The sequence below is a fragment of the Paenibacillus enshidis genome, from assembly GCF_042136365.1.
Taxonomy (GTDB): Bacteria; Bacillota; Bacilli; order Paenibacillales; family Paenibacillaceae; genus Paenibacillus; species Paenibacillus enshidis.
This window is the reverse complement of sequence record NZ_JBHHMI010000021.1, coordinates 1-14,424: the sequence shown is the minus strand read 5'-3', so window position 1 is coordinate 14,424 and position 14,424 is coordinate 1. Positions and strand designations below refer to the sequence as shown.

General features: G+C 49.6%; 12 protein-coding genes. 8 read left to right on the top strand and 4 right to left on the bottom strand.

From position 1 onward, the window contains the following. Positions 1-1,426: 1,426 nt before the first annotated feature. A complete protein-coding gene (locus ACE41H_RS19065) occupies positions 1,427-1,723 on the bottom strand; it encodes a DUF6809 family protein (protein ID WP_375357162.1) in 297 nt (98 codons plus the stop codon). Between the two features lie 190 nt (positions 1,724-1,913). On the opposite strand from ACE41H_RS19065, the gene ACE41H_RS19060 reads away from it, so the two are divergent. Beyond that, complete coding sequence (locus tag ACE41H_RS19060; protein ID WP_375357161.1) at positions 1,914-2,135, top strand: helix-turn-helix domain-containing protein; 222 nt, start codon at positions 1,914-1,916, stop codon at positions 2,133-2,135. 164 nt (positions 2,136-2,299) lie between these two features. Here the strand turns inward: ACE41H_RS19060 and ACE41H_RS19055 are convergent, their stop codons facing one another. Together ACE41H_RS19055 and ACE41H_RS19050 are read right to left on the bottom strand one after the other, a co-directional pair. Further along, a complete protein-coding gene (locus tag ACE41H_RS19055; RefSeq protein ID WP_375357160.1) occupies positions 2,300-3,439 on the bottom strand; it encodes a glycosyltransferase family 2 protein in 1,140 nt (379 codons plus the stop codon). Positions 3,440-3,695: 256 nt separating this feature from the next. Further along, entirely contained in the window at positions 3,696-4,154 is a 459-nt protein-coding gene (locus ACE41H_RS19050; RefSeq protein WP_375357159.1) for a hypothetical protein, read from the bottom strand. A 1,004-nt stretch (positions 4,155-5,158) separates the two neighbouring features. Between ACE41H_RS19050 and ACE41H_RS19045 the strand changes: the two genes are divergently transcribed. The 7 genes from ACE41H_RS19045 (at position 5,159) to ACE41H_RS19015 (ending at position 13,087) form a co-directional block, all read left to right on the top strand. Continuing rightward, complete coding sequence (locus ACE41H_RS19045; RefSeq protein ID WP_375357158.1) at positions 5,159-5,950, top strand: ParA family protein; 792 nt, start codon at positions 5,159-5,161, stop codon at positions 5,948-5,950. Further along, the gene (locus ACE41H_RS19040; RefSeq protein WP_375357157.1) at positions 5,922-6,230 is read left to right on the top strand and encodes a hypothetical protein; all 309 of its coding nucleotides are present in this window, start codon (positions 5,922-5,924) and stop codon (positions 6,228-6,230) included. The genes ACE41H_RS19045 and ACE41H_RS19040 overlap by 29 nt, the downstream gene beginning before the upstream one ends. A 32-nt stretch (positions 6,231-6,262) precedes the next feature. Beyond that, complete coding sequence (locus ACE41H_RS19035; protein ID WP_375357156.1) at positions 6,263-7,822, top strand: recombinase family protein; 1,560 nt, start codon at positions 6,263-6,265, stop codon at positions 7,820-7,822. A 131-nt stretch (positions 7,823-7,953) separates the two neighbouring features. Beyond that, positions 7,954-8,211 (top strand): hypothetical protein, encoded by a 258-nt coding sequence (locus ACE41H_RS19030; protein WP_375357155.1) that lies wholly within the window; start codon positions 7,954-7,956, stop codon positions 8,209-8,211. Then, entirely contained in the window at positions 8,202-8,591 is a 390-nt protein-coding gene (locus ACE41H_RS19025; protein ID WP_375357154.1) for a retropepsin-like aspartic protease, read from the top strand. The genes ACE41H_RS19030 and ACE41H_RS19025 overlap by 10 nt, the downstream gene beginning before the upstream one ends. Positions 8,592-9,567: 976 nt before the next feature. Next, on the top strand, positions 9,568-11,793 hold the full coding sequence (locus ACE41H_RS19020; RefSeq protein WP_375357153.1) for a bifunctional 2',3'-cyclic-nucleotide 2'-phosphodiesterase/3'-nucleotidase: 2,226 nt from the start codon (positions 9,568-9,570) through the stop codon (positions 11,791-11,793). Between the two features lie 253 nt (positions 11,794-12,046). Further along, a complete protein-coding gene (locus tag ACE41H_RS19015; RefSeq protein ID WP_375357152.1) occupies positions 12,047-13,087 on the top strand; it encodes an EAL domain-containing protein in 1,041 nt (346 codons plus the stop codon). Positions 13,088-13,144: 57 nt separating this feature from the next. On the opposite strand, the gene ACE41H_RS19010 is transcribed toward ACE41H_RS19015, so the two are convergent. Continuing rightward, positions 13,145-14,230 carry a hypothetical protein gene (locus ACE41H_RS19010; RefSeq protein ID WP_375357151.1) on the bottom strand — a complete coding sequence of 362 codons (1,086 nt, stop codon included), beginning with the start codon at positions 14,228-14,230 and terminating at the stop codon, positions 13,145-13,147. Positions 14,231-14,424 lie beyond the last annotated feature (194 nt).

The window sequence follows — 14,424 nt, the reverse complement described above, 5'->3', positions numbered from 1 at the left end:
CGATCAAGTTCGTCCGGCGGGATTCGCCAGCCTTCCTTGCGGTTTTCGGTTCGCTCGCCCTGGATCACCCCATTGCGCAGCCAGCGGCGCACCATCTGAATACTGCTGGTTATTCCATATTCACTGAGTTTCGTTAACGCTTGTTCGACGGTCAGCATTGGCATTTCCCCCTTTGCCTCATAACATTCACGGTAACATTACGGGATTGAACAAGCAGTTCAAGCTCGTCTGGTAGTAATTCGGCAGCTGAAAAGTTACCATATTTAGCGGAAATTTTCCCTAAATTTCCTAAAAGTAAGTCACTTGCCATTGTAGTGTTCACTTTTAGCAGATTATCTCCAAGAAAGGCACTACTTCATGCTGAAGGCCACCCTTCAGAGCCATATAAACGGCTGAAGGGTGGCGAAGTTGACGGCCTATAAGGCTGAACATGATCCGTTAGACAGCGATGCTGACGAAGTTATGCCAGCAATGTAATTTTTTAAATAATCATAGAGATCCCGTGTTTCCGGGCTTTTTTAGGCCTCCAGAGGGGAAGGCTTCCCCGCTCCATTCGTCGAGCTAGGCGAGTGGAGGTTAACATAATTCTGCTTTTTTTGTTACACGTCTTTGCCTCATAATTTGAGTGATATGCACTTTTTTTGGTAACTCAACTTTCGCAGCATGAAATCGTCAAACAAGCCCTGAAATAACGGGGTAAAACGGAGATCTACTGCTGGGTTGACGCTGAATCAAAGCAGACCGCTTTTTGCTAGCTTTCTTGCAGGAAGGGCATTCGGCCCTCTCAGAGTCTAGTAGCCAGAGTGAGGTTAGTGTGTTGTCTGGTGCCTTTCCATACAGCTTTGCACGATTATCCCTTTTGCTCAGAATGCGGGAGTTGAGGGTTGGGGAGGGCCTAGGGGAAGAAACAATGTGGCGGAAATTGCTGTACATGGGCGTGACGATTCCGGCGATCCCTTACCGCCGACTGATCGCGCGCCAATCGGTTCAGCCTCTTGCGGCTGCGGCCTAGTTGCAGTACTTAAACGGGAAAAGGTGAGCATGATGTGCGTGGCTTGATCGGTGTGGGGCAGCATGAACGAGGACATCGGAAACCTTTGGGTTCACAAGCGGCAACGAGGACCTGATCCAACGGGATAATCGTGCAAAGCCACCGGACAGAGAGTGCACATGCCTTGCCACGATCGGTTATCGGCTTGACTGTCAAGCACGGATGATTCGGTGGATTTGGGCTCTGCGAAAGTTGAGTTCGTAATTCTTCTATAGATCATGATTTGGTAGGAGCCGCGATGTGTATCATTCCCATGATTTAAAAATATTCAATGGTAAAGCGGAAGGGATAGGCTTGACGTTCCAGGCTCCTGGGAGAATTTGAAGTTTATGAAGTGGATCTTTTGTTTGTGATATGATAACGGTAATCAGGAACTCAGGTATCCTGCTGTGGGACAGGCGGGCTCATGCCGGAAAGCACTTCAATCATCAGGGTTGCGCCAAGCTTAAAGCCGGTTGTAAACGAGGAGGCCATATCAATTTCCTGAACTTGATAATATAGATCGGTTAAAGCTTCCAGCTCGTTGAAATCTTCTTCGGCAAGCTTCTTTTTCCAGTGATTCAGGGACTTGGTAATTTGTTCGTTCAGTAATCTGTATTCCGGGCTATGGGAGGCGCTTTGCTCATGGGGAACCAGATCACCATAATAGAGTGATTCTAATACATTTTGCATGTTGCTCCACCTTTACTTTGTATTTTTCTTAGAAAAGTACAGCGGTTGTTTATGTACAGTCAGATGCTAAGGATTGAACAAGCGTATTACAGTAGTGATAATACGTTCTCGCGTATCATTCATGAATTCATTGTACAATACGCCCACGCGTATCGTCAAGTTATATATTTAGTAATGCGAGGGGATTCAGATGAACAAGAAAATTGTCGTAAAAATAGCAGAGTTGGCTAAAGATCATCATATTTCATTAAGGGAGTTATCCAGAATTTCAAATGTCAGACAAGCGGCATTAAGTGAACTATCCAACGGCAAAAGAGAAAGCATCAGCTTCAGCCATATTGAAAAAATCGCAGCGGCCCTGAATATTCAGGATATTCGTGAGATCATTGATTTGGTGGATGTTGAGGAATAGTACGCGGTATTAAACACCTTCAGAGACAGCCTTGAACGAAGGCTGTCTCTGATCCATTGGCGTTTTTTTTCGATGTTGGCTCAGAAGAGCAGGAGGATTTATCGAAGAGGGGCTTGGGAAATATTCGATGCTCTATTTAAAGGGATGGACTTGGGTGGGCGAGCCTAATGGCCCACATGGCTTAAGGATGGTGCATTATCATTATGATTCGACGGCTCTTCGAATGTGATCCTCGTATCTCCACCCATCAGGCTCGACAGGGTTAAATACAAATCCGAATCTTTCACATTTCCGACAGAGACGTACAATATTCCGAGATCCCGACAGGTCAAATAGGTGCCAAATCCGGTTACAGACGGATATCCCTCAGGGGCTGGTCCGAGACTCAGCGCTTGTCGCATTGAATGAATGGCCTTGCCCGTTTGCCCCAGACCCTGCCAGCCGACCGCCCTGAGATGATGCAGGTCTGTAAAGTCCGGAAACCGTTCAATGCTTTCCATGCTGCACCGGACCATGTCGTCATAACGCCCCATGGCTTCCAATATAGCCAGCTTGTATTTATACGCACTGGACAGCACCACCGGCAGAAAACCCTCCGGGTTGGCCAGAGCTGTATTAAACTGCTCAAGCGCGCGCTCCAATTCATTCAATCGAAACAGCTCAATCCCCAGATAATAGTGATACTGCCGATACTCTGGATACTCCTCAAGTGACTGCAGGAGCAGCGATTGATTTCGTCTGATTTTGTCCTGACGCACAATGTTTTTGACAAGATTGCCAACATGGTAAATATGGATATCGACCTGCCCGATTTGCATGCCGGGGTTGGCTTTCAGCATATTCGGCAGAATCTGTTCATGTACCCTTCCTTCAAACCGGTATTCCGGCCGGTTCCGCACCATGCGTTGAAGACAGTGATGCTCCTCCCCGCCTCCCTCCAGATAGCTGCAAAAATAAAATTGGATGCCTTCGATATGCTGCTCCCGGATCACATCCCGGGTCAGCAGCTCTTTGAGCTGGTCAGCCTCAGTCACATCGATCTCTTCATCGGCATCCAGCCAGAGAATCCAGTCCCCCGTCGCTTCATCCAACCCCCGGTTGCGAGCCACCGAGAAGCTGTTCTCCCACGGCATTTCAATCACTTTGGCCCCGAAGGACTTCGCAATCGCCACCGTATCATCCGTGGAGCCGGTATCCACAATAATGATCTCATCCACAATGCGCTTGACACTGCCGAGACATTTCGGCAGAACTTCTTCCTCGTTCCGAACGATCATGCATAACGAGATGCTTGGTTGACCCATAATCCACCTCTTATCAAACAACAAGGTACAAATCCAATTATTTTTCCTAAATTACCCCATATCAAAGCGAACGAGATACCGGTTTCGTTCATGATAAGGGTCCGACGTCTACACGGCATTCAACAAGATCAGGGGCAGCCTTGCATGAAAGCCCCTGATCTATTTGCGTTTCTTTGGAAGAGTGGCGGGGTTGACTCCCCATCAGCATATCCATGACCATAGCCTGATCGAGAGTAGATGCTATTTCAGAGTTAAGTTATGCTATCTTAACTACATTCATATCAGCATTGTTAAATGTTGCGCCCCCTACTGATGTAATGTTGACTAGAGCTAAGGAGGTAGGCCCTGAAGTCGTAAGAATAGTAGAACCCGCTAAACTTACAACCGAGTTGATCGTTGGATTTCCAAGATTAAATGCTGAACCGCCAGGGATAAATGTCGTACCGTTAATCCGGAGAGCTGCTCCCAGGCCAGTCATGCCACCGGATACAGGTGGAACACCCGAAGCCGTGTAACTGATCGAATAGGTTTGATTCGCCGCCAGCGTAAGCACACCATTTACATTTTTGATGGCCGTACCATTGTTCGTAAATATAGCGGGAACCTCTATGATTCCCTGTTGTGCAACAAATTGCGCTTGAGCGTTAAACGCCGTCATGTAATTCGACGTGACATTCGGAGCTGTAGGGCCTGTCACCCCCGTAGCACCAGTCATGCCAGTCGCTCCGGTCACGCCCGTGACGCCTGTTGCGCCAGTCGGGACGTCATTTCTTATAGCAACTAAAATTATCACACGTAATTTTTCTGAATAATCAAAAAAATCCCGTGTTTCCGGGCTTTTTCAGGCCTCCAGGGGGAAGGCTTCCCCGCTTCATTCGCCGAGCTTGGCGAGTGGAGGTTAACATAATTCTGCTTTTTTGTTGCACGTCTTTGCCTCATGATTTGAGCTACACTTTGTTTTGTAATCCTTCTATAGATCATGATTTGGTAGACGCGAACGTGTCGAATGCCCCCAGTGTTAAAGAGTGTTAGCACGAGATGATACTCGTGGGAACTAGTCCAGTGTCGCAGCCCCCGCATCAGATAGGGCTGTACGGAGGCTGTATTTCACTTATGTTCGTTGTTTTCCGATGTCTTTTCGGGTATGATCTCTTCAGGAAAGCTTGGTATTCGACGCTACTATACTAATGTGATAAGCTACTGTACTGCTGGAAGGAGCTTGTCATTTCATATGCTTAGCAGAGAGTTTAATGATATGTTACGAGACGGCGATCCCTGGATAAGAAGCTGGAGTAGGGGGCAAATGAATTGAGTTATTTGACGTGTGAAGGATTCGCTCAATCTTGAACATATCATGGAGACGTAAACGTCCTACGTGTACGTCTCACGTTTACGTCCTACGTGTACGTCCTACGTGTACGTCCTACGTGTACGTCCTACGTGTACTTCCTACGTTTCCGTAAACGTCTCTGTAAACGTCTCCGTGAAGGCTAAGCGTGATCCGAATCCATAAAGAAAAAAACTGCATCGCAGCAGTCTTCATAAATTCGTATTTTTTAAGCATGTGCCGCAATGTGTTTCATCATGTAACAACGTACTTTCATACCACACGGCTGTCAGGCAGCGCCTTGTTGCATATACTCCTGTTATTTCCATAATTAACAACGTGTTTGTCCTCATAGAATGAACTATACAACATTGAGGAAGAAGGGAATCGTTATGGGTATCATTTACGGGGTGGTCACCAATAAGGGCGGAGTAGGGAAAACCAGTTTCATCAGCAACCTGGCAGCGGCGATGGTTCGGGAGCTTCCCGAAGCTCGTGTATTGCTTGTGGACACCGATCCTAAAGGGAATTTGGCCATCGCTTTTGGGCACTCCCCTGCACAGCTGGAGCACACCTTGTATGACATGATGATGGAAGGAGTGCCTATTCAGGAGGTCAGCATTCCACTCATGAATCGGCTTGACCTCATCCCATCTAACCGGCGCATTGCCGCTCTTGCTTTTGACATGTCCCCGAATCCGCTCTATCGGTTGAAAGACCTGTTGAAGACGATTCGGGATCAGTACGATTATATCTTCCTTGATACGCCTTCAGACATCGGGATCCTGATGGGAAATGTGCTGGGGGCTGCGGATCGGATCATCATTCCGTTCGAGCCGGAGATGTTTGCCATGGCCGCGATGATTCAGACGGTCGAAATCGTTCAGGATTTTCAAAAGAACCGCCGCCCGAAGCTCATCATCGATGGCATTGTGGCCATGAAAGTGGACGACGTCACCGCACTGTACTCGGAAATGCTGCCACTAGCACGGGAATACTGCCGTTCCCATGGGTTAACCATGTATGAAACCATCATCCCGAAATCGATGCGATACGCGAGCACGGTGGCCTATGAACGAAGGCCCGCATTTTTGTCCATGCCCGGAGATCGTTATATTTCCCCATACGCGGAGCTGGTGAAGGAGGTATTGGAGCATGGCGAAGAAAAAACAGCCATTAGTTGACTTCATTGACACCTTTCCCTCCCCCGTAACCGATTCCTTGTTTCAGATCACGGCGAAACATCCACCGGCTCCGCCTGCCGAGGCCTCAGAATACACTTCAGTCCGCAAATCGCAACGGTTTGAGGATATCTATATGCGTCAGACGCTTTTTCTGCGTAAGGATCTCATTGAACGCTTGAGCAACATAGCTGCCACACAGAGCAAAGGCTTCAAAACGCGGTTCATCAATGAAGTATTAGAGAAAGGGCTGGACGATTTCGAAAAATCAGGAGTTTTCTGAGGAAATCAGGCTCCATAAAATGGGGGATGAGTATGATGAATGGCGATACCGGGTTATTCGGAGCACTCTACCTGCGCATTTCACGGGCCAAGGGGGAAAATGAAGACACGCTGCAGAATCATCGTGAGCTGATGCAGGAATTTTGTCGTGAGCACGGGTATACCTTTGAGATATACGAAGAAATTGTGAGCGGGGGGAAGCATCAACTGGAAGCACGCCCCCAGCTGCAGAAGCTGATCCACAACATCGAACGATATGAGGCCATTTTTGTGGTAGCTTTGGACCGTCTTTCCCGCAATGGATTTGTGTCACAGCTGATTAAGAAGGCGTGTATCGATCATGATGTGAAAATCATTACACCTACCCAAACGTTTGACCTGGCGGGCTCGGAGGGATCTCGTTTATTGTATGATATCAGCTCTATGTACGCCGTGATGGAATATGAGATGATCGGCCGCAGAACCAAAACCAATAAATTGCAGCGGGCCGTACGGGGGGAGCATGTCAGCGGGCAGGCCGCATACGGTTATCGACGCAATCCGGACACCAGGCAGCTTGAAATTTACGAGCCCGAGGCCGGGGTGGTTCGCTACATGTTCAAGCTGTACCTCCAAGGCTTCAGCTGCCGCAAGATTGCCGACCTGTTGAACGGTGATGGCTTCAAAACCCAACAGTTGCATGACTATCTGCCCACCAACATTCAGACGATCCTGCGGAATCCCGTGTACAAGGGCACGCTCGTTTATCGGGATCGCAAGCGAATCAGGGAAGGGAACGTGTACAGCTACAAGGTGCTGGAGACGATCATCACGGAACACGTGCATCCCGCGATCATTTCACCGGACCAGTGGGAAGAGGCGAATCGGAAACGGGTGAAAAGCGAGCAAACAGGCACGTTCACCCGCGAAAAGCCGGCTGGTCAAACGGGAGCCACCATGCTGAAAGACCTGCTCTTCTGCGGGAGGTGCGGAAAAAAGCTTGAGATAGCAAAGAGAAAAAACGATACGTTGTTCATCAGGCATTGCAGACATGTGCTGCCTGACAGCCGTATGAAATGCAACAACCAGGGAATGAAGCTGCAGTTGCTGGAAGAAAAAGTGCTGTCTGAGCTGCAGAGACACAAAGAGCATCGGCTGGCAGCGCTTTTGCAGCAGCAAGAGCTGCGAAACAGCCTGATGGACCTCAAAGAACGTCTGCTGCTCATTGAACATCAGCTGCAGGAGAACGAACAGGCACAGCCGCAGCTGATCGAAGTCGGACGGGCCAAAATCACGATCCAGGAAAAAATGAAAATCGTCATGAAGGTGAAAGCCTTAATGGAACAACGTCCGCTGCTGTACGAGTCCAAAGAGAAGCTCCGAAGGCAAATTCGGAACCTGGAGACGATGCCCCAGGCGGAACTCACAGCGCACAGGAGCGGATCGTTCGAGACATTCCAATCCCTTCCAGCCGAGAAGCAGAACGAGATCCTGAAGCAATTTGTACCACGAATACACTACGTGCGGGTGATGCCCGAAGAGATCAGGAAGCTGCCTGTCCGCAGCCCGGAGCGCCAAGCCTATCCCTTCCACTTTATCATTGAATACTTTTAGGCCATTTGGATGAGTCTTACCGAGAAGCAATTTATCCAAACCGTGAAAGGAGATGCATTGTTCAATATAAATGTTGATCTGGTCGAGTTTTGTTATAATCATACTAACTACTCAAAGCAGGAGGGATTGGAATGCGATGGGAAGAGGTTCAAGAAAAGTTCCCTGAAGAATGGGTCGTATTCGAGGCTGCCGAAGCCTATTCGGAAGGTGGGTTCCGGTTCATTGATTCGGTGACAGTCATCGACCGTTACGGAGACTCACTAGATGCAATGAAACGATACAAGCAATTACACAGGGACCAACCAGGGAAAGAAATTTATTTTCTGCATACGTCACGTCCGGATTTGAAATTTGAAGAGAGATGGGTCGGATTCAAAAGATGGCGATAGATCTGCGATTGTTACACGGACTCCCCCTTGTTTGCATTGACGTTGTTTTTTCTGGGCGTCGGCTTTATCTGGAAAATGTATTGCTGGATACCGGTTCGGCCGGAATTATCCTGGATGCGGATAAGGTCGCAGAAATCGGCGTGAGACCGGAAGGTACGGATCGGACAGCCATTATACATGGTATAGGTGGAACAGAAATTGTTTTTACAAAATGGTTCGATGCTGTGGTTTTAGGGGATTGGACAGTGTCCGGATGCAAGGTTGAAATCGGTGCTATGGATTATGGGATAGAAATTGATGGTATCCTTGGCTTTGATTTCATTCGGACAGCAGGACTCCTAATTGATGCATATAAAATGCAGATATATGCATCTCATTAAGCTACCTCTCCATGTTCCGTGCGTGATGCCTGGACCAGACGGGAAATCAGGAGCAATTGCTGGATCGCATTGGCAAGCTGATGAATACCGTTCAGCAGATGTCGGAGATCTACTGCTGGGGTTGACGCTGAATCAAAGCAGACCGCTTTTTGCTAGTTTTCTTGCAAGAAGGGGATTCGCCCCTCTCAGAGTCTAGTAGCCAGAGTGAGATGGGGGTCTATAGGGTGGTGTCTGGTGTCCGTTGCCTAGTGCCTGATGCCTTTCCATACAGCTTTGCACCATTATCCCTTTTGATCAGAATGCGGGGGTTGAAGGTTGGGGGCTTAGGGTAAGTTGCTTGAACGTTGTGGGTTAGCATGAGCGAGGACCAGGGTCTTTTTATTTTTTCGGTGCCTTGCTCTGCTCCTTCCTTCTCCCTCCTTCTTTCGGTCGGTTTCACATCACCTAAACGCTCTGCTTTCTCCAAAGAATGTCTCATGACCTCGAACCGATCTGCTCCTCCATAAGGCATGATCCAAAAAATAATAGACCCATTCGATGGTCCTGAATAGCGTAACAACAGGTATTTTCGTGCCTCATTTGATCCGTTATTTACTTTAACGTGCCTAAAGTGTATTTTCGGTTCCCGGTTTTCTGTTTTTCTTGACCTGATCAAACGGGATAATCGTGCAAAGCTCCTGAAAAGCGAGTATCACATGTCTTGCCACGATCGGCCATCGGCTTGACTGTCCAGCACTAGAAGGGGATTCGAATATGTTACATAAACTCACACATGGCCATGATTTGTTATAAAAACTCTACCCATTTAACCATAGTTCGATTAGAATGAGTATCAATCAGGTGATTTTTGGGACAGGATTTACAAGGGATGTGCACAGATTTTACATACATAGATTATAATCATTGCTTGTGGGTTCTTGCCGCCTGCCTATGCAGGGATAAATCGTCTGATTATTTTTCATAGGAGGGGTTAATCTTGAAATTTCGAAAAAAAGGGCTAAAAAGCCTCGCAGCGACAATTGTCGCGTTTAATGTGCTTGCACTGCCGGCCTTGCCGACATGGGCCGCTGAAGACAGCGCTGAGGTCAAGCTGCGTATTATGCAAACGACCGATCTACATGTGAACCTGCTGAATTATGACTATTATACGGACAAGCCGACAGACGAATACGGGCTTGCCAAGACAGCTACACTCATCAAGCAGGCGAGGGAGGAGGCCCGGAACAGCATGCTGTTTGACAGCGGCGATCTGATTCAGGGCAATCCGCTCGGAGATTATGTGGCCAAGATCAACCCGCTTAAGGACGGAGAAGTCCACCCGGTATACAAAGCAATGAATCTGCTGGATTATGATGCCGCCACACTGGGCAATCATGAATTCAACTATGGTCTTGATTATCTTCAGAAAGCGCTGAAAGGCGCCGATTTCCCTTACATCAATGCCAACGTGTATGCGGTTGACGGGGACAATGATGAAAGCAATGATAAAAACTATTTTACGCCATACCGGATTATCGATAAAAAAGTCGTTGATGAGGATGGGACAGAGCATACGCTTAAGGTCGGGATCATCGGCCTGCTGCCTCCGCAAATCAATCAGTGGGACGAGGCCAATCTGAAAGGAAAGGTCATCGCCAAAGATATTGTGGAAACAGCCAGGAAATTTGTTCCGCAAATCAAGGCTGACGGCGCAGATATCGTCATTGCGCTCGTACACAGCGGATATGAGGATACCCCCGAGACTCCAAATATGGAGAATGCGGTTAAATATTTGAGCCAGGTGGACGGCATTGATTCCATCCTGTTCGGGCATGCCCACAAGGTGTTTCCAAGCGCAGCCTTTGAAGGCATGGCAGGGGTTGATGTGGAAGCTGGAACGATCAACGGGATGCCGGCTGTTGAATCCGGTTATTGGGGGGACAACCTGGGGGTTGTCGACCTGGAGCTGGAGTTGAAGGACGGCAAATGGACGGTTGCGGATTCGCAATCCGTTGCCCGCCCGATCTATGACAAAACGAAAAAGGCATCTCTGGCTGAGCCGGACCCTGCGGTGGTGCAAGCCGTTTATGAAGAGCATACCAAAACACTGGAGTATGTGCGCGGACCGGTCGGTAAGGCGACCGCCCCGATCAACAGCTACTTTGCGCTGGTTCAGGATGACCCTTCCATTCAAATCGTAACCAATGCACAGAAATGGTATGTGGAGCAGAAGCTTGCCGGAACCGAGTACGAAGGCTTGCCGGTGTTGTCTGCAGGAGCGCCTTTCAAAGCGGGCGGGCGTTCTGGAGCCTCCTATTACACCAACATTCCGGAAGGCACCATCGCGATCAAGAACGTCGCTGATCTCTATGTCTATCCGAACACGGTATATGCCGTGAAGCTTACTGGAGCCGAGGTAAAAGAGTGGCTGGAATGGTCGGCAGGGCAGTTCAATCAGATTCATCCGGGACAAAGCGGTGAACAGCCGCTGGTTAATAACGATTTTCCGACTTATAACTTTGATGTCATTGACGGGCTAACCTATCAGATTGATGTAACCGAACCGGCGAAGTATGACGGCAAAGGAAACGTGGCGAATGCTTCCGCGAACCGGATTAAAAATCTGAGCTACGATGGCAAGCCGATCGATCCTGAGCAGGAGTTTATCGTCGCTACCAACAACTACCGGGCTTCTTCTTCCAAGCTGGCCAACCCGGACGGACAGCGTATCGTCCTGGCCGCACCGGATGAAAGCCGTCAGGTCATCATTGATTATATCAGTGAAAATGGCAGCATTAACCCGTCCGCTGACGGCAACTGGTCCATCGCACCATTCGGGAATGCGGAAGTGACCTTCGTGTCATCGCCTGACGCCCAGGCCTTGGCCTCCGATACCTCAAGCGTCACCTATGCAGGAGCCGGAGAGAATGGGTTCGCCAAATACAAGCTGCTGTCGTCTGCACCTTCCGAGGAATCGGAAGAAACGCCTGCAGCTCCGGTAAAACCGGAAACGCCGTCAGCAGCTGTACCGGCTGCTCCCGCCAAGCCTGCTCCAGTAACATCGCCAGCGCCGCCATCCGGATCGACCTATACGATCCAAAAGGGGGACAACCTGTACAGAATCGGCCTGAAGTTCGGAGTAAGCTGGGAAGAAATCGCGAAGCTGAACGGAATCCGGAATGTGCACCGTCTGCAGATCGGCCAGACGATTCAGATTCCATAATATTTGCCTGTCAAAGAAGCCGGCGCCCCATGCCGGCTTTTTTGTCGAACAAAACTAAAGCGAATAGTGTCAATAGACTAAGGAATTTGGGAATGAATTGAATATAATACAAATAAATAAGTGTAAAGAGATGAAAACAGATCGAAAAAAGCTCGAATTTTGGCGAATTAAGCCAATAGACTAGTTCTTTTGCTCTATTTTGCGTGCTATAATAAAACGGAATACAGGAAAAATGTTCCGGAGGGATTGTTTAATGAATTGCAGCAGCTGCAGCGGTATACTGCCTTCCGACGATCAAGGGTTGCTAAGATTCCGCCCAGTTGTCCCATCGCTCGTAGAAGTGCTCGGTCCTATTTTTAACAAAATGGAAGTTTTGCCGGATAATACAGCACAGCTAAGATATACAAGCAGGGAAGAGTTACTGGAGCTCCTGAAGCTGCTTGCAATAACAGATAAGGAGGGGCCAGGTGATGTGCTTGTACAGGTATCCGGAGCGGTGGATATGGGTTTGCACGGTTCCTGGATGCCGCAGGACATCGTAAAATCCCGAATGGAGTACAGCGAGCTGGTGCATGTCATTTTGGAGCGCTGCTTTGCAAGTTATATGCAGCCTATTGTGAATCTGGACACCAGGATCATCGGATATGAATTTTTACTGCGTCCGCTGCCAGGGGTCAGGCCATTTTCGCCTTTGGAGCTATTTGAAGTTGCCCGCAAAACAGGTCTTCTCGCTTATCTTGACAATGCCGCCCGGATCTCGGCCGTGGAAACGAGCGCACGCTGGCTGCCCAGGGGCATCAAGAGATTCATTAACTTTCTGCCTTCATCGATCCATGATTTACAATATTGCCTGAGCCGTACGTTCGATACAATTGACCAACTGGCGCTGAATCCGGAGGACTTTGTATTTGAAGTGGTGGAGACGGAGCGAATTGATGACATGAGAGAGATTCAGCATATTTTCGATGAATACCGCAGCCGGGGAATGTCTGTTGCCCTGGACGATCTCGGTGCGGGTTATTCTACGCTTGAAGTCATGAACAGGCTCCAGCCTGATTACGTCAAAATTGACCGCGGTATTATCGACGGCTGCCATAAGGATGCGGATAAGCAGCGCCAAATCAGCCAGATTGTCGAATCGGCCGGGCGTTTTGCAGGTCAGGTGCTTGCTGAAGGGATTGAGCAGTGGGAGGATTTTGAATTTTGCCGGCAAGCAGGTGTCTCGCTCGCGCAGGGTTATTTGTTCGGCAAGCCTGAGGAGAGGCCAGTCAGCGGGCATGGGGTAGCATACTAAGACGCTCCAAGAACGAACCATTCCTCCAATTGCTACCCCACTCGCCCTTCGGTCCCCCTACTTGAGGGTGGTCACATAGATGCCCAGAGGTGTGCTTGCGCTGCCTGCCACCATGAAGCTGAGCGAACAGGAGGAGGCCCCTGGAGGTACAGAGATTTCGGCCAGTCGGCATACTTCCGTATTCGTCTCCATGAGCGGAATGCCGTAGATCTTGCCGTCGATTTTTACTGAACCGGCGAATGCGCCGCCGCGCGGGTTGGCGTCTATGCGGATCACCCGCTCCCCGTCCGAGTTGTTGATAATCGGGATGGTAACATTGTAAATGACCCCGAACTGTCCCCGGTTATCCAGCGCTGGCTGCAGCTCGCTGCTGGCTGCCGTGAACAGCATATCGGCAGGCAATGACCCGTCCAACCGCTGGGCTGCGCAGGCGCGGTAGTTCGCACTGGTGCCGACGACATACTCTGGCATTACGGCATCCGTCTCGCTGAAGGCCCAGCTCCCGCGTGGATGGGCCTGCGGCGGAGGCACAAGCGGCAGGGGCGCCGAGGTGATCAGCCGCAGGTCGGCGGAAGTGTCCCTACTGACCACCGTACGCACCTCGTAATCCAGCAGGCCATGCCCTTCAGCATATTCCACTGTAAACTCATAGACAAATCCGGCCAGATCACCTTCGGCGGCTTCAAATTCCTCGATCAGTGCGACTCCACAGCCGAATTTATGCTTGTCTGCGGGTCTGATGCGCTCCATCGTTCCCGCCAGACAGGACTTGGCGATGCATTGGCCGACATCGATAATCCAGTCGCCGTCCTCCGGCACAATACGCAGCTCGCGCTCGATGTGGCGGAGCTCCAGCCGTTCCGCAGACTTATTCTCCACCGTTACGCCGATTTTGACGGGGCCGCCCGTCTTGTTATAGTGCCAGCCGAAAACGCGGTGTTTTACCGTCTTCTCATCCGACCGCACCACATCATGCCACAGCGTGCCATCCTGGCCGGGCAGAATCTCGGGTTTGAGCGTTTCGGGATTGTCGCTCAGCATCAGCCTGCGTTTGCCGCCCGGCGTGGCCGCAGCCACGTCGATATTGATATTTCCGGGTACGATGGTCGTTTCGCTTGTCAGATTCTCCTGTTTGCACGTCATTCTGAATTCCTCCTAACCTTTATGAGTGAATTTGGTGATGCCCTCTTATTTATATTTGACAGTCAAGCCGTCAGCCGATCGTGGCAAGACATGTGATACTCGCTTTTCAGGAGCTTCGCACGATTATCCCGTTGGATCAGGTCAAGAAAAACAGAAAACCGGAACCGAAAATACACTTTAGGCACGCTAAAGAA